The organism is Rhodoplanes tepidamans, assembly GCF_030813915.1.
Taxonomy (GTDB): Bacteria; Pseudomonadota; Alphaproteobacteria; order Rhizobiales; family Xanthobacteraceae; genus Rhodoplanes; species Rhodoplanes tepidamans.
The window spans coordinates 252,012-273,668 of record NZ_JAUSUJ010000003.1; the positions used below are offsets into that span (position 1 = coordinate 252,012).

General features: G+C 74.1%; 14 protein-coding genes and 1 pseudogene. All 15 read right to left on the bottom strand.

The window, feature by feature from the left end:
* Window positions 1–23: 23 nt before the first annotated feature.
* Window positions 24–821 (bottom strand): annotated as a pseudogene (gene exbB, locus J2S22_RS05600) (tonB-system energizer ExbB); the annotation flags it as partial.
* Window positions 822–1,086: 265 nt separating this feature from the next.
* On the bottom strand, window positions 1,087–3,414 hold the full coding sequence (locus J2S22_RS05605; RefSeq protein WP_272779042.1) for a TonB-dependent receptor: 2,328 nt from the start codon (window positions 3,412–3,414) through the stop codon (window positions 1,087–1,089).
* 301 nt (window positions 3,415–3,715) lie between these two features.
* A complete protein-coding gene (locus tag J2S22_RS05610) occupies window positions 3,716–5,500 on the bottom strand; it encodes an ABC transporter ATP-binding protein (RefSeq protein ID WP_272779041.1) in 1,785 nt (594 codons plus the stop codon).
* The gene (locus J2S22_RS05615; RefSeq protein ID WP_272779040.1) at window positions 5,497–7,320 is read right to left on the bottom strand and encodes an ABC transporter ATP-binding protein; all 1,824 of its coding nucleotides are present in this window, start codon (window positions 7,318–7,320) and stop codon (window positions 5,497–5,499) included. The genes J2S22_RS05610 and J2S22_RS05615 overlap by 4 nt, the downstream gene beginning before the upstream one ends.
* Window positions 7,317–8,033: an ABC transporter ATP-binding protein gene (locus J2S22_RS05620; protein ID WP_272840350.1), complete on the bottom strand. Its 717-nt coding sequence runs from the start codon at window positions 8,031–8,033 to the stop codon at window positions 7,317–7,319. Before J2S22_RS05620 ends, J2S22_RS05615 begins: the two co-directional genes overlap by 4 nt.
* The gene (locus J2S22_RS05625) at window positions 8,030–9,268 is read right to left on the bottom strand and encodes an ABC transporter permease (RefSeq protein ID WP_272779038.1); all 1,239 of its coding nucleotides are present in this window, start codon (window positions 9,266–9,268) and stop codon (window positions 8,030–8,032) included. The genes J2S22_RS05620 and J2S22_RS05625 overlap by 4 nt, the downstream gene beginning before the upstream one ends.
* Window positions 9,265–10,311: an efflux RND transporter periplasmic adaptor subunit gene (locus tag J2S22_RS05630; protein WP_284701114.1), complete on the bottom strand. Its 1,047-nt coding sequence runs from the start codon at window positions 10,309–10,311 to the stop codon at window positions 9,265–9,267. The genes J2S22_RS05625 and J2S22_RS05630 overlap by 4 nt, the downstream gene beginning before the upstream one ends.
* A gap of 193 nt (window positions 10,312–10,504) precedes the next feature.
* The gene (locus J2S22_RS05635; protein WP_272779036.1) at window positions 10,505–11,293 is read right to left on the bottom strand and encodes an SDR family oxidoreductase; all 789 of its coding nucleotides are present in this window, start codon (window positions 11,291–11,293) and stop codon (window positions 10,505–10,507) included.
* Window positions 11,290–11,922 (bottom strand): isochorismatase family protein, encoded by a 633-nt coding sequence (locus J2S22_RS05640; protein ID WP_272779035.1) that lies wholly within the window; start codon window positions 11,920–11,922, stop codon window positions 11,290–11,292. The genes J2S22_RS05635 and J2S22_RS05640 overlap by 4 nt, the downstream gene beginning before the upstream one ends.
* A 35-nt stretch (window positions 11,923–11,957) precedes the next feature.
* Window positions 11,958–13,109, bottom strand: a complete 1,152-nt coding sequence (locus J2S22_RS05645; RefSeq protein ID WP_272779034.1) for an isochorismate synthase — start codon at window positions 13,107–13,109, stop codon at window positions 11,958–11,960.
* 132 nt (window positions 13,110–13,241) lie between these two features.
* Window positions 13,242–13,997: a 4'-phosphopantetheinyl transferase family protein gene (locus J2S22_RS05650; RefSeq protein ID WP_272779033.1), complete on the bottom strand. Its 756-nt coding sequence runs from the start codon at window positions 13,995–13,997 to the stop codon at window positions 13,242–13,244.
* Window positions 13,994–17,647 carry a non-ribosomal peptide synthetase gene (locus J2S22_RS05655; protein WP_272779032.1) on the bottom strand — a complete coding sequence of 1,218 codons (3,654 nt, stop codon included), beginning with the start codon at window positions 17,645–17,647 and terminating at the stop codon, window positions 13,994–13,996. Before J2S22_RS05655 ends, J2S22_RS05650 begins: the two co-directional genes overlap by 4 nt.
* Window positions 17,634–18,914: an MFS transporter gene (locus tag J2S22_RS05660; RefSeq protein ID WP_272779031.1), complete on the bottom strand. Its 1,281-nt coding sequence runs from the start codon at window positions 18,912–18,914 to the stop codon at window positions 17,634–17,636. The genes J2S22_RS05655 and J2S22_RS05660 overlap by 14 nt, the downstream gene beginning before the upstream one ends.
* A complete protein-coding gene (locus tag J2S22_RS05665) occupies window positions 18,907–20,241 on the bottom strand; it encodes a beta-ketoacyl [acyl carrier protein] synthase domain-containing protein (protein WP_272779030.1) in 1,335 nt (444 codons plus the stop codon). Before J2S22_RS05665 ends, J2S22_RS05660 begins: the two co-directional genes overlap by 8 nt.
* Window positions 20,238–21,644 (bottom strand): crotonyl-CoA carboxylase/reductase, encoded by a 1,407-nt coding sequence (gene ccrA, locus J2S22_RS05670; protein WP_272779029.1) that lies wholly within the window; start codon window positions 21,642–21,644, stop codon window positions 20,238–20,240. Before ccrA ends, J2S22_RS05665 begins: the two co-directional genes overlap by 4 nt.
* Window positions 21,645–21,657: the final 13 nt, after the last annotated feature.

Below are 21,657 nucleotides of genomic sequence, written 5' to 3' on the forward strand. Positions count from 1 at the left end.
GTCGTATCGCGGCCCGCCAGGCGCAGGAGGTCGTTCGACAGATCCTCGAGCGCCGCGCGGTGGTCGGCGATCCTGCGGGTTGTGGCGTTGTAGATCACCACGGCCGGGATCGCCGCGAACAGGCCGAGCGCGGTGGCGAGCAGTGCCCCGGCGATGCCGGGCGCCACCACGGCGAGATTGGTGGTCTGCGCCCGCGAGATGCCGATGAAGCTGTTCATGATGCCCCAGACGGTCCCGAACAGCCCGACGAACGGTGCCGTCGCCCCGATGGTGGCGAGCGAGCCGGCGCCGCGCCGCAGCCGTCGGATCGTCACGGCCACGCTCTGCGACAGGGCGAGGGCGATCCGGTCCTTCACACCATCCGACGGCAGCCCGTCGGACTGCGCGAGCTCCTCGGCCGCCGCCGCGGCCACCATGGCCGGGACGCCGCCGCGCGCCTCCAGCACCGCCGCCGTATCGGTGAAGCGCATCCCACCGGTCAGCGCGGCGCGTGCGCCGGCGACGCGCCGCCGCTCGCCGCCGAGCTCGGAGATCTCGGCGATCGCCACCGTCCAGGTCAGCACCGAGACGGCCGCGAGTCCCCCCATCACGATCTTCGCCACGATGTCGGCGGCCAGGAACATGCCCCATGGCGAGAGGTCGCGCGGCAGCGCCGCCAGCGTCGCCGGAGGGCCCTCCCCGCTCCCGGCGGGTGCGTTCACGCCTCCGGGGACTGGTCGTTCCGGATCACGTCGTTCCACGCCGTCGGACGCGGCCGGTTGCTCGGCTGCATCGCCCCTGGCAGGCAGGTCCTGCGCGACGCCCGGAGATCGTCCGAGCATCACGACCAGGCAGAGGAGCGTCGCCGCGATGCGGCCGCTGCGGCGAGTGAGGAGACGAGACAGCACGACCGGTCCCTGACGTGGCACGGCGGACGAGGCCGGGCATGGCGACCGCCGAAGACGGCACCGGACAGACGGGCCGGCACATCGCAGGGACTGGAGGCCGACCTGCGACCGCCGGCTCACAGGCTGCCGGAGGACCGGCAGCCTGCTTCGCGGGAGAAGACCGCCGGCGGCACCGACGCGGCGCCCGTCGCCGCGGCCGTCAGAACCGCACCGCCGCGCCGACGCCGACCACTGCCCCGCGCGACCACGCGCTGCCGCGGATCGCGGAGTTGCCGCTCAGGTTGATGAGCTGGGTCAGGATCAGGTACTGCTGATCGAGCAGGTTCTCGCCGAACACATAGGCCTCGCCGCCGCCCCAGTCGAAGCCCAGCCGCGCCGACACCAGATGGATGGCGTCGAGCTCGTTCTGATTGCCGGTGTCGTAGAAGCGTTCGGAGTAGTAGTTGTAGCCGACGCGGCCGTACACGGTCTGGCCGCCGATCCAGCCGCCGAAGCCGAGCTCGCTCGCCGGCGCCCGGTAGGCGACCGACGCCTTGACCGACCACGGCGGCACGTTCGGAACCTGGTTGCCGTCGGCGAGACCCGGCGTGGTCGCGGCGAGTCCCGCCGTGACGTTGTAGAGCCGCGCGTCGGTGTAGCCGACGCCGCCCGCCAGCGTCCAATACGGCGTCGCCTTCCAGGTCGCTTCGACCTCGAAGCCTTTGCTGGTCGTGTCGATGTTGACGTAGTAGGCGGTGAGGCCGCTCGGGTCGAGCTGCAGGATCTGCTCGTCCTTCACGTCGTTGTAGAACGCCGCGGCGTTGATCAGCAGCCGCCCGTCGAGCAGCGACGCCCGCCCGCCGGCCTCGTAGGTCATGCCCTTGGCCGGGTCGTAAGGCTCCCGCGCCACGCCCGCGTAGGTGAGCGAGAAGTACTCCCCGTAGCCGCCGGTCTTGTAGCTGCGCGCCGCGCTGGCATAGGTGGTGAGGTGGTTGTTCCATTCGTAGGAGAGCGCCGCCCGGCCGGTCCAGAACTTGTAGACGGTCTCGTCCTCCTCCGCGAAGTACGGCACGATGGGCAAGCCCCCGGCCATGACGAAGATCGGGTTGTTGGCGATCGTGCCGTCGGCGAAGTACTCGCTGGAGAACTCCTTCGTCTCGCGCGAGAGCCGGCCGCCCAGCGACAGCTTGAGGCGATCGACCAGCGGCTGCGTGACCTCGCCGAAGCCCGAGTAGCCGGTGGTCGTCAGATCGTAGGTGGTCAGGCCCGAGAACGACGGAAAGAAGTTCATCAGGTTCATGCTGCGGTCGATGTTCGCCGTGTCGCGATAGTAGGCGAGGCCGCCGATCCAGGTCGTCGTCGCGTTCTCGGGCGAGGTCAGCCGGACCTCCTGGGTGAACCTCGAGATCTCCCGCTCCGTGTTGGTGTAGTTGTAGCGGGGATCGGTGAGCGGCTGCCCGTACGTGGCGATGAGCATCTGGATCATGGGATCCAGGCCCTGCACGACCTGCTGGCCGAGGAGCATGTCGAAATTGTTGAAGTTCTGGACGTTGTCGAGCTTGCTGTAGGAGGTCTGCACGGTCAGCGTCGACCAGTCCATGGTGTACTCGAACTTCGAGTTGAGCACCGCGAGCTCGTTGTTGTCCTTGCCGAGATTGCGGGCCGCGAGCATGCCGAGCCCGGGCGCGTCCAGCATCGAGTAGACCGGAACCGCGTCGGCCTTCTCGTAGGTCGCGCTGACCAGCCAGCGGATGTCCGAGGTCGGCGTGAACAGGAACGACGCGCGTCCGGCCAGCACCTGGTCCTCGCCGAGATCGGACCCGGCGATGTTGGTGACATAGCCGCCGGCGCCGCTCTTGCGGAAGGCGAAGCGGGCCGCCAGCTTGTCCTGCACCAGCGTGCCGCCCACCGCGCCCTCGATCCGGTGGGTGGAGTCGGTGCCGTACTCGGCGCGGATGTAGCCGCTCGTCGCGAAGGCCGGCTCGACCGGGACGACGCTGATCGCGCCGCCCATGGTGTTGCGGCCGAACAGCACGTTCTGCGGCCCCTTCAGCACCTCGACGCGCTCGACGTCGAAGATCGCCGAGTTGGCGGCGCCGACCGGCAGCGGCACGCCGTCGACGAAGGTGATGACGGAGCTGTCGTCCGGGCTGAGCGCACCGCCGATCGGGCCGACGCCGCGGATCGTGATGGTGTTGTTGATCCGGTCGCCGGAGCTGGTCACCCCGACGCCCGGAACGTCCCGCAGGGCCTCGAGCGTGTCGAGGGCGCGCTTCTCCTCGAGCTGCTCGCCGCTCTGCACGTCGACCGAGAACGGGATCTCCCACAGCTTCTCGTCGCGGCGGCGCGAGGTGACGACGAGCTCGTCGAGCTGCACCGCGCCCGCGGTCTCGGCCGTCTGGGCGAGCGCGCGGTGGACGGCGACGTCGACGACCGGCATCAGGATCGTGCTGCCGAGCAGCGCCGCGATCGAGCCGGTGAGCAGTCCGCGCCCAGGCCTGCGCCCGTCGGCCCGACGGATCGCGGCGTCGCGAGTCGTGATGATCATGTGTCTGTCCTCTCGAACTGCGGCGCGCGGACAGTCTCCCGCGCTCCGCGACGGCCTGGGACGAGCGACCGCAGCGACCGGATTGTTCTCGCCGGCGCCGCCGGCGTTCTCCGAGCATGCTCGCACCGTCCCGCCACACGGACAGGACAGGACCGGCCGGCGTCCCCTGAGCCCCACAGCACCGGCGGTCCGGCAACTCTAGGCACAGCCGAGGAATCATGACGCGGTGGATGGTGCGCCGAATCGTGGAAATGTGCGCCGACACACGTCGGAGCCACCGATCAGAACGCTTCGAAACTGATCACGTCGCGGCCGGCGTCGCCTCGCCGTCGCCCGCGGCTGTCGACAGGCGCCACGCGGCGGCCCGCTGCTCGGCCGCCCAGAAGCGCGCATAGACGCCGCCGGCGGCGACGAGTTCCGCATGCGTGCCGGTCCCGACGACGCGGCCGTCGTCGACGACGACGATGCGGTCCGCCGCCGCGGCGATCGACAGGCGATGCGTGACGATCAGCACGGTGCGGCCGGCGAAGCGGCGCGCCAGCGCGCGGCGGACCAGGGCCTCGGTGTCGGCGTCGAGCGACGAGGTCGCCTCGTCGAGCAGCACGATCGGCGCCTCGGCCAGCACGGCGCGGGCGATCGCCACGCGCTGGCGCTCGCCCCCCGACAGCGTGCCGCCGGCCTCGCCGACGACCGTGTCCCAGCCGGCCGCCAGATTCGCCACCACCTCGTCGAGGCCGACGTCGCGGGCGAGCGCCTCGAGCTCGGCGTCGGTCGCGCCGGGCCGTCCCAGCCTCACGTTCTCGGCGAGCGAGCGGTCGAACAGGAACGGCTCCTGCTCGACGAAGGTGACCAGCCGGGCGAGGTCGTCGGGCGGGATGCGGCGGATGTCGACGCCGCCGATCTCGACCGTCCCGGCGACCGGATCGCGATGGCGGGCGACGAGGCCGAGGATCGAGCTCTTGCCGGCGCCGCTCGGGCCGACGATCGCCGTCACGCGCCCGGCCGGCGCCGCGAAGGAGAGGCCGGACAAGGCGGTCGCGTCCCGTCCCTCGTAGGTCAGCGCGACGTCCCGGAAGGTGATGTCGAACCGCTCCGGCGTCGCGGCCGGGGCCGCCCGCGGCAGCACCGGCTCGGCCAGGAAGGCGTCGACCTCGCGGGCGGCGCCCTCGCCGAGCCGCAGGAAGGCGAGATAGGCCGAGGCGCGCGCCAGCGCCCGGTTGGCGCCGAGCGCCAGCACGCCGGCGCAGGCGACGAGCGCCAGACCGCCGGGCGCCGCCCCGCCGGGCACGTCCGCCGCGGACGCCAACGCGAGAGCGACCCCGAGGATCACGGCGACGTCGGTCACCACGGCGCCCGATCGCACCGCTCCGGAGACCATCAGGCTCTGCGCCGTCAGGATGTCGCGGACGCGCCCGACCGCCGTGGCGAGCGCCGCCTCGCGCGAAGCCCGCGCGCCCTGCGCCCGGATGGTGGCGAGCCCCTGCACGTGCTCCTCGATCCGCCGCGCCGCGTCGGTGGTCGCCGGCGCGAGCTGCGCGAGGGCGCCGCCGATCAGGCGGTCGCTCCACAGGCTGGTCGCGGCGTGCAGCGCGACGCCGGCGACCGCTGCGAGGCCGACCGGCACGCTCAACACCGCGGCCAGCGCGACCAGGGCCGCCGCCGTCCCGGCGCAGGCTGCGAGTTCCCCGGCCGCGAAGCTGACGGCGATCTCGACCTTGCGGACCTGGTCGGTGGCGACCAGGCCGAGCCGTGCCGAAGACCAGCGCGAGAAGGTGCCGAGCGGCACGTCGACGACGTGGCGGAGCAGCATGCGGCGCAGCCCCGTGGTCAGCGCGAAGGCCGCCGGCATGCCGACCCGGCCGGCCGCGACCGTGGCGACGATCCGCCCGGCGACGGCGGCCGCCACGCCGAGCCCGGCGAGCAGGCCCGGCCCGGCGACGTCGCCCGGCGCTACGAGGCCCGGCAGGGCGACGGCGGCGACCGCGAGCGCCCCGGCCAGCCCGGCGACGGCGTGGAGCACGAGTTGCAGCAGGAGCCCGCGCCGGACGCCGGGCGGCACGCGGGCGAGAAGACCGGTCAGCCTCATGCCGCCCCCTCCCCCGCGATGCCGGCCGCGTCGCCGGCGTCAGGCGCATCGTCCGTCTGGCGGCGCCACAGCCGCGCATAGAGTCCGTCCGCCCCCATCAGGTCGTCGTGGCGGCCCGCCTCCACCAGCCGGCCGCGATCGAGCACCAGGATGCGGTCGGCCCGGCAGACGGTGCGCAGCCGGTGCGCCACCACGATCACGGTGCGGCCGCGGACGATCTCGTCGAGCGCCGCCTGGATCAGCACCTCGTTCTCCGGATCCGCGTAGGCGGTCGCCTCGTCGAGCACCAGCACGGGCGTGTCGCGCAGCAGTGCCCGGGCGATCGACAGGCGCTGGCGCTCGCCGCCCGAGAGGCCGGCGCCGCGATCGTCCAGCACGGTGTCGTAGCCGTCCGGCAGGCGGCGGACGAAATCGTCGGCGCGGGCCCGCCGGGCGGCCGTCTCGATCTCGGCCCGGGAGGCGCCGGGGCGGCCGAGCGCGATGTTGTCGGCGATGGTCCCGCGGAACAGGAAGACGTCCTGCAGCACGAACGACACCGTGGCGGCGAGCGTGTCCGCATCCATGTCGCGCAGGTCGACGCCGCCGATCGCGATGCGCCCTTCGTCGACGTCGAAGAAGCGTCCGATCAGCCGAACGATCGTGCTCTTGCCGGCGCCGCTCGGGCCGACCACCGCGGCGACCGATCCGGCCGGGACGACGAAGCTCACGCGGTCGAGGGCCGATCGCGCCCCGTAACGGAAGCTCACGTCCTCGAAGGCGAGCGCGGCCCCGGCGGGCCGCCGCGGCACGGCCGGCACGGCCTGTGGCGGCGCGTCGAGCAGCGTGCGCACGAGCGCGTGCGACTCGGCGATCTGCTCGACCCGGAACGACAGGCTGGTGGCCGAGGTGAACAGGTCGTCGATGCCGAGCGCGAAGGCGACCGCGACCAGCGCGGTCGGCCAGTCGACGGCGCCGAGGCCGACCAGCACGACGCCGGCCGCCGCCGTCGCGGCGGCGCTCGACGACATCACCCCGTTGGCGATCCCCATCGGCCGCGCGAGGTCGGCGATCCAGGCGTGCGCGAAGGCGACGTAGCGGTCGTACAGCCGGTCGATCTCGGCCAGCGCCGCGCCGTCCTGGCGGAACACCTTCATGGTCGGCACGGCGCGCACCGCGTCCGCGGTCGCCGCGCCGATGCGGCCGACGATCTCGTAATAGGCGCGTGCCGCGCCCTCGCCGCGCCGCATGAAGCCGGCGAACAGCGCGAGGCCGGCGAGCGACGGGAGAAGCGCCGCCAGCGCCAGCCGCCAGTCCAGCACGACGAGGCTCGCCAGCGCCACCAGCGGCGCGCACACGGCCGCGGTCGTCTCCGGCACCAGATGGGCGATGCCGTCCTCCAGCTTGTCGATGTCGTCGAGCACGATCTTGCGCAGCGATCCGGAATGCCGCCCGACCAGGAAGCCGAGCGCGGTGCGCCCGAGCGCCGCGAGCGCCGCGACCCGCAGCCGCGCCTGGATCCGGAAGGCGACCCGATGGGCGAGCCCGCCCGACAGCGCCGTCGCGGCGCGCCCCGCCACCACGGCGGCGATCACCACGGCGACGCCCGCGGCCTGATGATCGCCGGCGCCCGGCCCGAACAGCCACCACAGCCAGAACTGCGGCGCGAAGGAGAGCACGCCGCCCAGCACGGCGAGCCCGACGCCGGCGACCACGGCGGCCCGGTGCGCCCGCATCTCGCCGAGCAGGAAGCGCAGCGCCGCGGCCTGGTCGGGCCGTCCCGCCGGCGCGCGCGCGGCGGTGCCGTCGCCGGTGATCGTCGCGGGCTCGGAGAGCGTCGTCACGGCCGCCTCTCGTCGTCGACGATGCGGCCGTCGACCATGTGGATGCGCCGGTCGGCCCCGGCGGCGAACTCGGGCGAATGGGTGACGGCCACCACGGTGGTGCCGTCACGGTCGACGAGGTCGCGCAGCAGCCGGAACACCTGCTCGCCCGAGCGGGTGTCGAGCGAGCCGGTCGGCTCGTCGGCGAGGATCACGGCCGGCGCGTTGGCGAGCGCGCGCGCCACGGCGACCCGCTGCCGCTGGCCGCCCGACATCTGGTCCGGCCGCTTGCCGGCGTGGTCGGCGAGGCCGAGGCTCGCCAGGATCGCCTCGGCCCGCTCGCGCATCTCGGCCGCGCCCACGCGACCGAGCGCCCGCATCGGCAGCATGACGTTGTCGCGCGCCGTGAACTCGGGCAGCAGGAAGTGGAACTGGAAGACGAAGCCGAGCGTCGCGAGCCGCAGCCGCGCCCGCGCGTCGCCGTCGAGCCCCGCGGTCGGCGCCCCGAGCAGCCGGATCTCGCCGCGGCTCGGCTGGTCGAGCAGGCCGAGCAGATAGAGCAGCGACGACTTGCCCGAGCCGGACGGGCCGGTGACGGCGACGAACTCGCCGGCCGCCACGGCGAGGTCGGCATCCTCGACCAGCGTCACCGGCACGGTCTCGGGCAGCACGCGGGTGAGCCGCACCGCCTCGATCAGCGGACCGGTGGGGGCTACCGGGGCGGCGGCGCTCACGTCGCCCCCCGGATGATCGCGACCGGATGCTGGCGCGCCGCCTTGCGGGCCGGCAGGAAGCCGGCGACACCCGACGACACCAGCGCGACCGCCGTCGCCGTCACGTAGTGGGCCGGCGAATAGAGGATCGGCATCCGGGTCATGTCGGTGAAGGCGGAGAACTCGAACTCCAGCGAGCCGAGGAACAGGCACAGCGCGAATCCGAGCAGCGAGCCGAGGGCCGCGCCGGCGGCGCCGATCATCAGCGCCTCCAGCACGAAGATGCGCCGCACCGTCCGCTCGCGCAGCCCGAGCGACTTCATGATGGCGATGTCGCGCGCCTTCTCGTGCGTGATGGTGGAGACGATGTTGTAGGTGCCGAAGCTCGCCACCAGCAGGATCGCCCCGATCATCAGCACCGTGATGTTCTCGCGCAGCCGGAAGGCCGACAGCAGCTCCTCGTGCGCCTCGTCCCAGCTCACCGCGAGGTAGCCGGTCTCGGCCGTGATCCGTCCGGCGACGTCGCGGGCGATCATCGGATCGGCGAGCTTGAAGCGCATCTCGTTGACGAGCCCGATCTGGTCGGCGAGGATCTGCGCCGTCTTGGCCAGCGTGTAGATGGTCCCCTCGTCGGCGGTCCGCACGCCGAGATGGAAGATGCCGACCACCTCGGCATTCATGCGCACGTTGTTGGGCGGCGTCAGGGACACGTTGGAGCCGACGCGCGCGCCGATCTTGCGGGCCAGCCGCGAGCCGAGCAGCACCCCGTTGGTGGCGCGATAGAGCGAGCGGATCGTGCCCTGCCGCATCTTGACGGCGAGGTTGGAGACCTGCGGCTCGCGCGCCGGGTCGACCCCCACCACGGTCGCCGAGACGTCGCGGCCGGAGTAGCTCATGATCACCTGGGTGTTGACGGCCGGCGCGATCGCCCCCGGCATCCAGCCTTCCAGCGCCGCCATGGTGGCGAGCGGGTTCTTGATGCCCTTGCGCCGCCTGTGCGGGATCAGCCCGTGAATCTCGGCACTGGCGTAGAGGCGCTCGGCCGGCTGCACGGTGGGAGCCGGCCGGTCGTCGCTCAGCGTGATGTGCGGCAGGGCGTTCACCAGGGCCTGGACGAAATCGACCTGAGAGCCCTGCATCAGAGCGGACATCATGATGGCGAATCCGACCCCGGTGGCGACGCCGAGCACCGCGACCAGCGACTGGCGGGCCCGCGCCCGCACATGCGTCGTGGCGATCTCCAGCACCAGGCTCATCGCGGGCCACTCTGCGCTGCGGCGGTGGCGGTCGGGGTCGCGGCAGCCGCGGCCGCGACGTCGCGGACCCGGCCGCCGGCCCGGCTCGCCGGCGGCGCCGGCGAGATCGGCCGGTCCTCGTCGGCGAGGCCGGCGACGATCTCGACGGTGCGTGGACCGCGGATGCCGGTGCGGACCGGGCGGCGCACTGCACGGCCGCCCTCGATGACGAACACGGCGCCGTCGCGCACCGCCTCGATCGGCGCCAGCAGCGCACCGGCCTGCTCGCGCACCACGATGTTGGCCTCGACGCTCATCCCGATCGCCAGCGGCGTGTCGTCGGGCAGCCGGATGCGCACCCGGAACGTCTTGGCGACCGCGTCGCCGGCCGGCGTGATGTCGTGCACGCGGGCTTCGAGGTCGCGGTCCGGGAACGCGTCGGCCCGGATCCAGACGCGCTGGCCGACCGCGACGAGCGGGATGTCCTCCTCGTTCACCTCGGCGACGAGCCGCAGCGGCCGCGGCTCGCCGACCCGGTAGAGCACCGCCGCGGTGTCGACCATCTCGCCGACCTCGCCGTCCTCGCGCAGCACCATGCCGGCGAGCGGCGCCACCAGGCGGTAGTTCTCGATGCGCTCGGCCTGGGCGGCGATCAGCGCCTCGAGCTGACGCAGCTCGGTGAGGGCGCGCTCCTGCGCCTGCGGCGCCGCGACGCCGCGGGCGGCGAGCTCGACCTGACGGTCGCGATCGCGCCGCGCCTGATCACGCCGCGCCTCGAGCTCCTGCAGGGTATGGCGCGCCTCGCGGTCGTCGAGCCGCGCGAGCACGTGCCCGGCGGCGACGGTCTGCCCCTCGCAGCGGCAGCGCGCGACGATGCGGCCGCGCACCGCCGGCCCGATCTTGGCCCAGGTCACCGGCTCGACCACGCCGGTCGCGTAGACGATCTGGGCCGCGGTGCCGCGGGTGAGCCCGACCGTCGCGACCGCCGGGCCGCGTCCGACGAGCCACCACCAGCTCCCGGCGGCGAGGAGGCCGAGGACGCCGACGATGGAAACGGAGCGCAGGAGCTTCACGGCCGAACCGGTCCACGGATGCGGGCACGCAGCCCGGAACTGTCTGGAAACTCTCGAAACAAGCGGGGAACCGAGCATCGACCATGCGGCACGGCGGCCGATCCCGCTATCGATTTTGTGCCCCGACCACGGCGCACGCGCCGGGCTGCGACGACCGGACGGACGACGACCGCACCGGCGCCGCTCACGTCGTCTGGGCGGCACCTCCGTCGACAGCGACCACCGCCATGGTGACGTGCGCAGCTTGGTCGGAAAGCAGGAACAGCACGGCGTTCGCGACATCCTGCGGCTCGCCGATGCGGCCGAGCGGAATCCCGGGCTTGAACGTCTCCAGCGAGCCGGCGATCACCTGCGCCTCGTCCGACGGATCCCTCCACAGGGCGGAGAGCATGGCGGTGCGGGTCGAGCCCGGCGCCACCACGTTGCAGCGGATGCCGTGGCGGCCGAGCTCGAGGCCGAGGCTGCGCGTGATCATCACGGCCGCCGCCTTCGAGGCCGCATAGGCCGCCATGCCGTGGCGCGGCACGCCGGCCGCGTTGGACGCCACCGTGACGATGCCGCCCTGCCGGCGCGGCAGCATCCGGCGCGCCACGGCGCGGGAGACGAGAAAGGCGCCGCGGGCGTTGACGTCGAACATGGCGTCCCACGCCGCCGCGTCGGTCTCCAGCGCAGGCGCCGCCACCAGCACGCCGGCGACGTTGACCAGACAGGCGATCGGTCCGAGATCGCGCTCGACGCGGTCGACCACGGGATCGATGTCGTCCGCCCGGCGCAGGTCGAGACCGTAGCCATGGGCGCCGGCGCCGATCTCCCGGGCCAGCGCCGCGCAGGCGGCAGCGTCGCGATCCAGCGCCGCGACGACGGCGCCCGCGTCGTGCAGGCTCTTCATCACGGCGCGCCCGATGCCTCCGGTGGCCCCGGTGACGATCGCGACCCGTTCGTCGAACCCGGCCAGCTCCATCGCAGTCCTCACAAGATCTTCAGGAGATCGTCGGTGGAGATCACGCGGCCGCAGCGGTCGGCCACGTAAGCGAGCGCCGCGTCGTGCCGTGTGCGTGAAAAATCGGCGACGGCGTCGGCCACCAGGAAGGGCTCGATGTCGCGCATGAAGGCGTCCGCCGCGGTCAGCATGCAGCCGATATGCGCATAGACGCCGACCACGATCAGCTGACGGCGACCGCGGGCGCGCAGCATCGGCTCGAGGGTGGTGCGCTGGAAGGCGCTGTAGCGCCACTTGGTGATCACGAGGTCGCCCGGCTCCGGCGCGAGCTCGGCGACGATGTCGCTGTCGGCTCCGTCCTCGCCCATGCCGGGGCCCCAGATGTCGCCCTGCAGGCCGCGGTCGCGCGGATCCTGGCGGCCCGGCTGGGCGCTGTAGATCACCGGCACGCCGCGGGCCCGGCAGTGCGCGGCGAGCCGCGCGATGTTGGCCAGCATCGGCGCGATCGGCGCCGCGCGCGGCGGAAAGGCGCGCACGAAGTAGCCCTGCATGTCGTGGACGAGCAGCGCCGCCGCAGCCGCGTCGGGCCGCCAGCCGACCCGGCACGTCGGCAGCTCGTCCCGGGCCGGCAGCGCATAGCCGGCGATCTCGGGCAGTCCCATGGTGTCGGTCTCTCCCTCCCGGCCGCGTGCGTGTCTCAGACGTCGTCCACGACGGCGACGCCGAGCGCCGCCAGCAGCGCACCGAACTTGGCCCGCGTCTCGCGGGTCTCCTCGCCCGGATCCGACCCCGGCACGATGCCGGCGCCGGCATAGAGCCGCGCCGTACAGCCGGTGAACTCGGCGCAACGCAGCGTCACGTACCAGCGGCCGTCGCCACGGGCGTCCGTCCAGCCGATCGCGCCGGCGTAGAAGCCGCGGTCGAACGGCTCCAGCTCGCGGATCAGCGCGGCGGCGCGCTCGCGCGGCTCGCCGCACACCGCCGGCGTCGGATGCAGGCGCGCCGCCAGCTCGAGCGACGACACTTCCGGATCCTTCAGCTCGCCCGCGATGCGGCTGCCGAGATGCCACATGGTGGCGGTGGCGACCGGCGACGGGACGGACGGAACGTCGAGGCGCCGGCAGAACGGCGCCAGGCCGTCGGCGATCGCCTCGACCACGGCGGCGTGCTCACGCCGGTCCTTGTCGGAGGCGAGGAGCGCGCGCGCCGCGGCGGCGTCGGCGGCCGGGTCGGCGCGCCGGCACGCCGATCCGGCGAGCGGCCACGACACCACCGTCCCGCCGGTCTTCTCGACCAGCAGCTCGGGCGTCGCCCCGATCAGCATCCCGGTGTCGAGCGGCACCCGGAAGATGGTCACGGCACGGTCGCGGGCGAGGCGGCGGATCACGGCGGCGAGGTCGAAGCCGCCGGCCGCACTCACGACGAGGCTGCGCGCCAGCACCACCTTGCGCAGCGGGCAGGCCTCGTGCGCCGAGCCGGCGATCGCCGCGAGCGCGCTCGCCACGCCGGCGGCGTAGATCTGCGGATGCGGCATCGCCGACAGCACGGCGTCGCCGGCGCAAGGTGCGGGCGACGGCTCCGCCCACGGCGCGGTGCGGGCACGGCCGAACCGGCACGGCTGATAGAGATGCGCGGGGCGGTCGCGATCGAACGGCAGCGCGCCGACGACGATCGCCGGATCGCCCGGCTCGCCGGCGGCGAGGAAGTCCCGCACGACGTTCGTGCCGAGTTCACGCACCGCCAGCGGCAGGCGGCGGCGCACGCCTTCGCCGCAGATCTGCTCGCCGTCGCGGACCAGCGCGAACGGCATCGCCACGCCGACGACGTCGATCCGACTGCAGTCGTCCATGGCCGCGGTCCATCCTCTCGTTCGTTGCAGGCGCGAGGGTTGGTTAGGCGAGAAGGTCGAGAGCGGCGACGCGTTTCGTGCGGCTCGCCCTCGTTATTTGCTCAATCGGTCCTCTCGATAGGAATTGTAATGTCACGTCGCCGCGCCATTCCGCGCCAGGCTCCGGCAGCCGTCCCACGGTGACGACCAGACGCAGCCGATCGCGATCACGCGGACGAATGTCGTCGCGGCGTCGAAGGCGACGGCGCCGCCGTGACGGCCGCCATCTTCCTCCAGATCCACGACCCGCAGCCCCTCGCCGATCGGCAGCACCGGCGCGACCAGGTCGGGCCGCGTCGCGATCGTCGTCGGCTCCCGGGCGAAGCCGACCCCGAGCGCCTTCAGCACCGCCTCCTTGCGGGTCCAGCAGCGCAGCCTGCGCATCGGCCGCTCGGCGTCGTCGCCCGCGCCGAGCCAGGCGCGCTCGTCCGCATCGGCGATGGCGAACGCTTCGTCGGCACGGCGCGCGAACGCGGCCTGCGCCTCGACGTCGAGCCCGATCGGCTCGGCCGGCGCCACGGCGAGCGCCACCGTCCCGGCCGCGTGCGAGATGCTGAAGGCCGGGCCGTCGGGCAGCCACGGCTTGCCGTAGGGTCCGAACAGCAGCGGCACGCCGGCCTGCCCGGGCAGAGCGGCGCGCAAGAGCGCGCGGCCGAGCGCGAAGCGGCGCCGGTCGCCGTCGCGCATGTAGCGGGCGCGCCGCTCGGTCTCCGCCGCGCTCAGGCAGGCGCCGGAGACCGGCCAGGAGTCGAGCGTCGTCATCACGACGAGCACGCCGCCGTCGGCGAGCGTGCGCCGGCACGCGGACGCGAGCGCCCCGCCGGCGTCGGCTTGCGGCGGCGCCGTCACGCCGCGCCGCTCGGCAGCGCGCGGCGGCGGGCGCCGCGCCGCATCGCCGCCTCCACCATCGCGGTCTCGGCCGCGGCGCTCTTCTCCTCGCCGGCGAACAGGCGGGCCTGCGCCGCGACGGTCGGGTTGCGGAAGACCGTCAGCACCGGGACGGGCCGCCCGAACCGGCGCGCCAGCCGGTCGCCGAGCCGGATGGCGAGCAGCGATGTGCCGCCGGCCTCGAAGAAGTTGAGATCGACGCCGGCCGGCGGCCGCGACAGCACCTCGGCCCAGACCTCCGCCACGGCCCGCTCGGTCTCGCTCGCCGCCGGTGCCGCCGCGCGAGCCGCGCCCTCGTCCCGCCGGACCGCCTCGGCGAGCAGCGCCGCCCGGTCGATCTTGCCGTTGCGGGTGAGCGGCAGCGCCGCGATGCGATGCACGGTGGTCGGGATCAGGGCGGCCGGCAGCCGCTCGCGCAGGGCGACGCGGACGGCCTCGCCGTCGACCGGCCCGACACCGGCCGCGTCGACCTCGGCCGCGTCGCCGCCGTCGACGACGAACGCCACCAGCCGGTCGCCCTCGGCGGAGCGGATCACCAGCGCGGCGGCCTGGCGGATGCGCTCGTCGTGGCACAGCGCGCTCTCGATCTCGCCGAGTTCGACCCGCAGGCCGTTGACCTTGACCTGATCGTCCTCGCGGCCGAGGAAGCGGATCGACCCGTCGGGCAGCCGGCAGCCGAGATCGCCGGTGCGGTAGAGCCGCTCGCCGGTCTCCGGATGGATCAGGAAGCTCGCCGCCGTGCGGGCCGCGTCCTCCCAGTAGCCGCGCGCCAGCCCCGCCCCGCCGATGTAGAGATCGCCCGGCACCCAGTCCGGCCGCGGCGCGAGCTGCCCGTCGAGCACGTGGACGCTCTGGTTGGCGAGCGGGCACCCGTAGGGAACGCTCGGCCAGTCGGGCGGCACCGCGTCGATCGGCTGCGCGATCGACCAGATCGCCGCCTCGGTGGCACCGCCCAGGCAGACGAAGCGGCGCGTGCCCGGCAGCGCCGCGATCTCCCGCGCCAGCGGCAGCGGCAGCCAGTCGCCGCTCAGCAGCACGACGCGCAGGCGCTCCAGCACGGCGAGCGCGTCGTGATCGCGCAGGTGGTCGACGAGCAGGCGCATCAGCGCCGGCACGCTGTTCCACACCGTCACGCGGTGCGCCCCGATCAGCCGCGCCCAGGCGGCCGGATCGGTCGTCTCGTCGGGCGCCGGCAGCACCAGCGCACCGCCGGCCGCCAGCACGCCGAAGATGTCGAAGACCGAGAGGTCGAAGGTCAGCGCCGACACGGCGAGCACCCGGTCGTCGGCCCCGATGCGGTACCGCGCGGCGACGTCGAGCACGGTGTTGAGCGCCGCGCGGTGCTCGATCATCACGCCCTTCGGCTCGCCCGTGGAGCCGGACGTGAAGATCACGTAGGCGAGATCCTCCGGCGCCGCCGGCGCGGCGACCGCGGCGACTTCGGCACCGTCGAGCAGGGCGTCGTCGAGCAGGGCGTCGTCGACCGCGAGCGCCCCGACGCCGGCCGCCCAAGGCAGCGCGTCGCCGGGCGCGGCGAGGACCACGGCGGCGCGCGTCGTCGCCATCAGGCCGCGCAGCCGCAGCGGCGGGGCCGCCGGATCGAGCGGCACATAGGCGGCCCCCGCCTTGAGCACCGCCAGCACGGCGACGATCCGCCGCCAGCCCGACGGCAGACAGACGGCGACCAGCCGGCCGGGCCCGAGCGGCACCGCGTCGAGGAGCGCCTGCGCCAGCCGGTCGCTCGCCCGGTCGAGCGCCGCGTAGGTCAGGGTGCGGTCGGGCGCGACCACGGCGACGGCCTCCGGCCGCAGCCGCGCCTGCTCGACGAACGGCGCGTGCAGCAGGCCCGCGGCCACCGGCCGGCCGGTGCGATTGGCGGCGGCCGCGCGGGCGGCCTGGGCCGGCGGCCGCAGCGCCGGCACCGGCGTGGTCCAGGCCTCCGGCGTCGCCACCAGGCGCCGCAACAGGCCGGTGTGGGCGGCGAACAGGTCGCCGATCAGCCCGTCGGGAAACAGCGCGTCGACCGAATCCCAGATCAGGCGGACTCCGCCCCGATATTCGACGACCTGATAGTCGATCCAGGTCTGCGGCGTCTGGGTGGCGCCGTGGCGCAGCCGCCCGAACCGCTCGAACGCCTCGAGATAGCCGCCGATCCCGACCCCGCTGGTGAACACCACCGGCATGGTGGCACGCCGCGGGGCGCGCTGACGCTCGGCCGAGCGGGCCATCACCTCGACGCCGCTCACCAGCCGGTGGTCGAGGTCGCACCAGAGCTGCGACTGGATGTGCCGGGCCGCCGCCGAAAACCCCTCGCAGGGGCGCAGATCCGCCTCGACCAGCACCAGCGAGGTGAAGTCGCCGAGCGTCTCCTCGAACCCCGGGCCGGCGAGGTCGCGGTTGAACAGCGTCAGGTTGATGGTGAAGTGCCGGCTGCGGCTCCACTGCGCCAGCGCCTGGGCATAGACGGCGAGCAGCAGGCTCGACGGCGTCAGCCCCTCCTGGGCGGCGCGATGCTTGAGGACCAGCCAGTCGCCGGGCGCGATCGTCGCCTGCCGTCGGACGAAGCGCGAGACGTCGATCTCGGCGGGATCGCGCGCCAGCGGCAGATCCGGGCACGGCGGCAGGGTGGACCGACGCGCATCCCAGTAGGCCCGGGCGCGGGTGCCGGCGAGCTCGGCCCGCAGGGTCGCGATCCGCCGGACATAGTCGGCGAAGCGCGCGGTCGGCGCGGCGCGGCCGAGGCGGCCGGGCTCGTCGTACTCGGCCCGCCACTCGGTCATCCAGCGCTCGAGCGAGGCGAGGTCGATGATCAGCACGTCGAAGCCGACATGCAGCACGGTGCGCTCGCCGGGCAGCAGCGAGGCGCGGATGTCGAACAGCGGCCAGCGCTCGGCCGGGAGCACGGCCGCCTCCATGGCCTGCCGCGTGTCGAGCAGGCGCTGCTCGGCGTCGGCCTCGGCGAGACCGCGCCAGTCGCCGCGGGCGATGCGATAGCGGGGCACCGACGCGAGGACACGCTGGGTCCCGTCGGAGCCGACCACGGCCCGCAGCATCGGGTGCCGCGCGATCGTCGCGTCGAGGGCCCGCTCCAGCCGGTCGAGGTCGAGGAGGCCGGCCTCGATCTCGGCATAGCCGTGCGCCGCCACCCGGCCGAGCTCGAACAGGTCGCTGCGCCCGAGCCAGTAGGCGCGCTGCACGTCGGTCAGCGGGAACGGGGCGTGCGGATCGTCGACGGACGACGACGCCGCGTCGTCCGCGGCCGGAACCGCGTCGGCGGCCGGTGGAGCCACGGCGTTCGGGGTGTCGCCCGCAAGCGACCCGCTCGCCCGCCGGGCCGCGATGATCTTCACCCAGGCCGTGACGGTCGGCTCTCGCATCAGCTCGGCGAACGTCACCGTCACGCCCTGGCGGGCGCAGGCGGTGGCGAGCCGCATCACGGTGATCGAGTCGACGCCGAGCTCGAGCATCGGGACGTCCGGCTCGATCTCGCACGGGTCGACGCCTGTCGCCCGGGCGAGCCAGCCGCACAGGCCGTCGATGCTGTCGAGGTCGGGAGCGGTGCCGGGGAGCGCCGCGCCACCGTCCGGCGCGTGCTCGTCACGGATGTCCATCGGCGTCTCCCCCGCGGGCCGGACGAATCCGCAGCGCGCCGGCCCACACGACGAGGGCCACGGCCAGCACGGCGACGATCAGCCAGAACGGCAGTGCCGCATCGATCTCGTACAGCCGGGTCGTCACCACCGGGGCGACGATCATGCCGGCCCCCTGCACGGCGGAGGCCAGCCCGGCGACCGAGCCCTGCAGGGTCTCGGACACGGCCAGCGAGGCGCCCGCCATGTAGCCGGGCAGGATCAGCCCGGCGCCGAGCCCGATCAGCACGAAGGCGGCGTAGCAGCCCCACGGCGAGGCGCCGGCGAGCAGCAGCGCCACGACGCCGGCGACGAGCACCGGGAGGCCGACCGCCACCAGACGGACGGCCGGCCACCGCAGCCGCATCTGCAGCGCCTGCACGACCAGGAGGGCGAGCCCCGTCAGGGTGAGGGCGACGGCCAGCGTCCGGGCGGTGGCGAGCGCGGTCAGGCCGAGCCGGTCCTGGAGGAAGAATCCGGCATTGATCTGCAGCGTGACGATCGCGGTCATCACCGCGAGGCCGACCAGCAGCCACGGCCACAGCCCGGCGCGCCACGGCGGCAGCCGCTCCGGCACGGCCGCCGGCCGCGGCGCGGTCCGCCGCAGCAGAGCCGTCACCAGCACGAGGCTCGCCAGCGGCAGCAGCGTGGCGGCGTAGAGCGGCCACATCAGGCCGCCGAGCAGCAGCAGGCCGCCGAGCGCCGGGCCGAGCACCATCGCCATGCCGTTGGCGGCGCCGATCAGGGCCATGCCGCCGCTGCGTCCGGCCGCGTCGGTCACGTCCGCCATGTAGGCCTGGGCGGCGGTCGGCACCGCCGGGACGAAGGCGCCGACCAGGGCGCGCCCGGCCACCAGGGCGGCGAACAGCGCGGTGCCGGCGAGGACGCCGGACAGCCCCGCGAGCGCGCTCGCCGTGAACACGGCGTAGCTCGCGGCGAGCCCGGCGAAGCCGGCCAGGATCACCGGACGGCGGCCGACCCGGTCGCTCCAGCGGCCCCAGCCGGTGCTCGCCAGCGCCACCGCGACGGCGCCGATCGACACCATCCAGCCGCCCTGGCTCTCGCTCAGCCCGAGCTCGCGCACCAGCGGCGAGACGATCGGCAGGATCACGGTCATGCCGAGATAGCAGGCGAAGACGCCGAGGAAGACGACCGGCTTGGCCTGTCGCGCGGCATCCGCGTCGTGCGGCACGGCCGCGGCCTCGACCGCCGCCGCATCGGACGCCGGAAGCGACGTCGCGTCAGTCATGGGACCACTCCTGCAGGATCACGTGGGCGTTGGTGCCGCCATAGCCGGTCGAATGGACGCCGGCGCAGCGCGGTCCGCCGTTCGCCCGCCACGGCTCCGCCGCGACCGGGGCGCGAAACGGCGAGCCGTCGAGGCCGAGCTGCGGATGCGGGCGGCGGAAGCCGGCGAGCGGCGGGATCTCCGCCGCCTTCAGGGCCAGAACGGTGCGGATGAGGCCGACGACGCCGCCGGCGGCGCCGAGATGGCCGATGTTCGCCTTGACGGCGCCGAGCGCGCAGCCGCCCGGCGCACAGCGGCCGGTATCGCCGAAGGCCGCCCGCAGCGCCGTCATCTCGATCAGGTCGCCGAGCGGCGCCGCGGTGCCGTGGGTCTCGACGAAGCCGATGTGCTCGGGCGCCACCTCGGCGATGCCCATCGCCTCGCGCATCACCTCGGCCTGGCCGGCGGCGCTCGCCGCCGTGTAGCCGGGCCGGCCGGCGCCGTCGTTGTTGACGGCGGAGCCGCGCAGGACCGCGTGGACGCGGTCGCCGGCGGCGCGCGCGTCGGCGAGCCGGCGCAGCACCACGACGCCGAGCCCGTGGCCGCCGACCGTGCCGGAGGCCTCGGCGTCGAACGGCCGGCAAGCGCCGTCGTGCGACAGATTGATGCCGTCCTGGGCGAACCAGCCGACGCATTGCGGATCCAGCACCGCGACCCCACCGGCGACCGCCATGTCGCATTCGCCGGCGAGGAGGTGCTGTACGGCGAGATGCACCGCGACCAGCGACGACGAGCAGGCGCTCTGCACCGTCATGCTGGGGCCGCGCAGATCGAACGCGAACGACACCCGGGTCGCCAGATAGTCCTTCTCGGTGGCGACCAGCCGCCGCACCACGGCGGCGAGATCGCGCCCGCCGGGATCGAGCGCGAGCCCGCCATGCGTCCCGTAGCGGGCGCAGGCGAACACGCCGGTGCGCGGTCGCGCCCGCTCCGCCCCGTAACCGGCGTCGTCGAGCGCCGCCCGCACCCCGTCGAGGAACAGCACGTGCTGGGGATCGACGAGGTCGCGCTCCTCCGGCGCGATGCCGAGCGCCGCGAGATCGAGAGTCACGAGATCGTCCGCCGGCGCGGTCGGCATCGGGGCGGCGAACGGCAGGTAGTCGGGATCGTCGGCGACCGCGGCCGGCACGCCGGCGGCGATCAGCTCGCTCCGCTCCAGGCGGCGGATCGCCGTGCCGCCGCTGCGCACCAGGCGATCGAAGCCGGCGAGATCGGCCGCCCCGCCGCTGCGCACCGCCATGCCGACCACCGCGACGGCGTGCGGCGGCGCCGGGTCGCGCGCCGTCATTGCGGCCTCACCGCAGCCAGGAACGCTTCGGTTCCGAAGCGCTCGCGCGCCGCCGGATCGGTGACGCCGCGCCCCTCCTCGCGGGCGAGGCACAGCAGCGCGCACTTGCCGACATGGCGGTTGGACTGGAGCAGGTCGATCATCGCCGGCCCCTCCGCCATCGGGGCGCAGCGCGTCAGCACCGGCTGCACCAGCCCCTTGCAGACCAGCCGGTTGGCGAGCCACGCCTCGTGATAGTTGGCGCCGTGGCTGCCGATGATCGACTTCACGTGCATCCACAGGCGGCGATTGTCGAAGCGGTGCTCGTATCCACTGCTGGAGCCGCAGGTGACGACCCGGCCGCCGTGGCGGAGCAGCGTGACGCTGGCGTAGAACGTCTCGGCGCCCGGATGCTCGAACACCACGTCCGGATCCTCGTCGTCGAGCAGGCGGCGCATGATGCGACGCAGCTTGACAATGCCGCGCTCGTCCGGCGCGCCGTCCGCGGTCCACAGCGACAGGCCCTCGCGGCGGCGGTCGATCACCGCCTCGACCCCGATGCGTCTCACCGCCGCGGCGCGCTCGTCGCTCGACACCACGGCGAGTGGCCGCGCGCCGGCCAGCAGCGCGTACTGGCAGGCCAGCATGCCCAGGCCGCCGCCGGCGCCCCAGATCAGCATGTTCTCGCCGACCCGCAGCTTCGCCCCGTGCTCGCTCACCAGCATCCGGTAGACGGTGCAGTTGACCAGCGGCAGGGTCGCCGCCTCCTCCCAGGTGAGATGCGCCGGCTTGGGCAGGATCTGGGTGGCCCGCACCAGCGCGAACTCGGCATAGGCGCCGAAATTGGTCTCGAACCCCCACGCCCGGCTGGTCGGCGCCAGCATGGAGTCCTCGTGGCATTCGCTCACCTGCTCGTCGGCCACCAGGGGATGGATGCAGACATGGTCGCCGGGCCGGCAGTTCTCGACGCCCGGGCCGAGCCGCAGCACGATGCCGGCGGCGTCGCTGCCGATGATCATGTAGGGCGCGAGATGAGCCCGGTTCTTCGGACGGTACGACGAGAACTGCTTGAGGTAGCGGAACGGCGAGGCCGGCTGGAAGGTCGCCGACCAGACGCTGTTGTAGTTCAGCCCGGCCGCCATCACGGCGATCAGCACCTCGCCGGGTCCGGGCTCCGGCGTCCGCACCCGGACATGATGGAGGAACATCGAGGCGCGCCGGTCCGGCGGCGGCACCGCGGCGACGCGCTCCTCGTCCTCGGCCAGCACGGCGAGCGCCGACATCTCCTCCGGCAGCGCGATCGCGGCGTAGTCGCGCACGGTCAGCCCCGGCATCTCGAGGAGATCGGCGATGCCGGCGCGGCCGAAACAGGCCAGGCCGGCCAGCGCCTCCGGCGACATCGGCGATTTCGACAACAGGGACATGGTCGGCTCCGCC

What these genes read in the sequence shown, in the direction of transcription:
- J2S22_RS05660 (WP_272779031.1), bottom strand. Translation starts at nt 18,914, where the DNA reads ATGACTGACGCGACGTCGCTTCCGGCGTCCGATGCGGCGGCGGTCGAG.
- J2S22_RS05610 (WP_272779041.1), bottom strand. Translation starts at nt 5,500, where the DNA reads ATGAGGCTGACCGGTCTTCTCGCCCGCGTGCCGCCCGGCGTCCGGCGC.
- J2S22_RS05640 (WP_272779035.1), bottom strand. Translation starts at nt 11,922, where the DNA reads ATGGGACTGCCCGAGATCGCCGGCTATGCGCTGCCGGCCCGGGACGAG.
- J2S22_RS05645 (WP_272779034.1), bottom strand. Translation starts at nt 13,109, where the DNA reads ATGGACGACTGCAGTCGGATCGACGTCGTCGGCGTGGCGATGCCGTTC.
- J2S22_RS05605 (WP_272779042.1), bottom strand. Translation starts at nt 3,414, where the DNA reads ATGATCATCACGACTCGCGACGCCGCGATCCGTCGGGCCGACGGGCGC.
- ccrA (WP_272779029.1), bottom strand. Translation starts at nt 21,644, where the DNA reads ATGTCCCTGTTGTCGAAATCGCCGATGTCGCCGGAGGCGCTGGCCGGC.
- J2S22_RS05655 (WP_272779032.1), bottom strand. Translation starts at nt 17,647, where the DNA reads ATGGACATCCGTGACGAGCACGCGCCGGACGGTGGCGCGGCGCTCCCC.
- J2S22_RS05665 (WP_272779030.1), bottom strand. Translation starts at nt 20,241, where the DNA reads ATGACGGCGCGCGACCCGGCGCCGCCGCACGCCGTCGCGGTGGTCGGC.
- J2S22_RS05625 (WP_272779038.1), bottom strand. Translation starts at nt 9,268, where the DNA reads ATGAGCCTGGTGCTGGAGATCGCCACGACGCATGTGCGGGCGCGGGCC.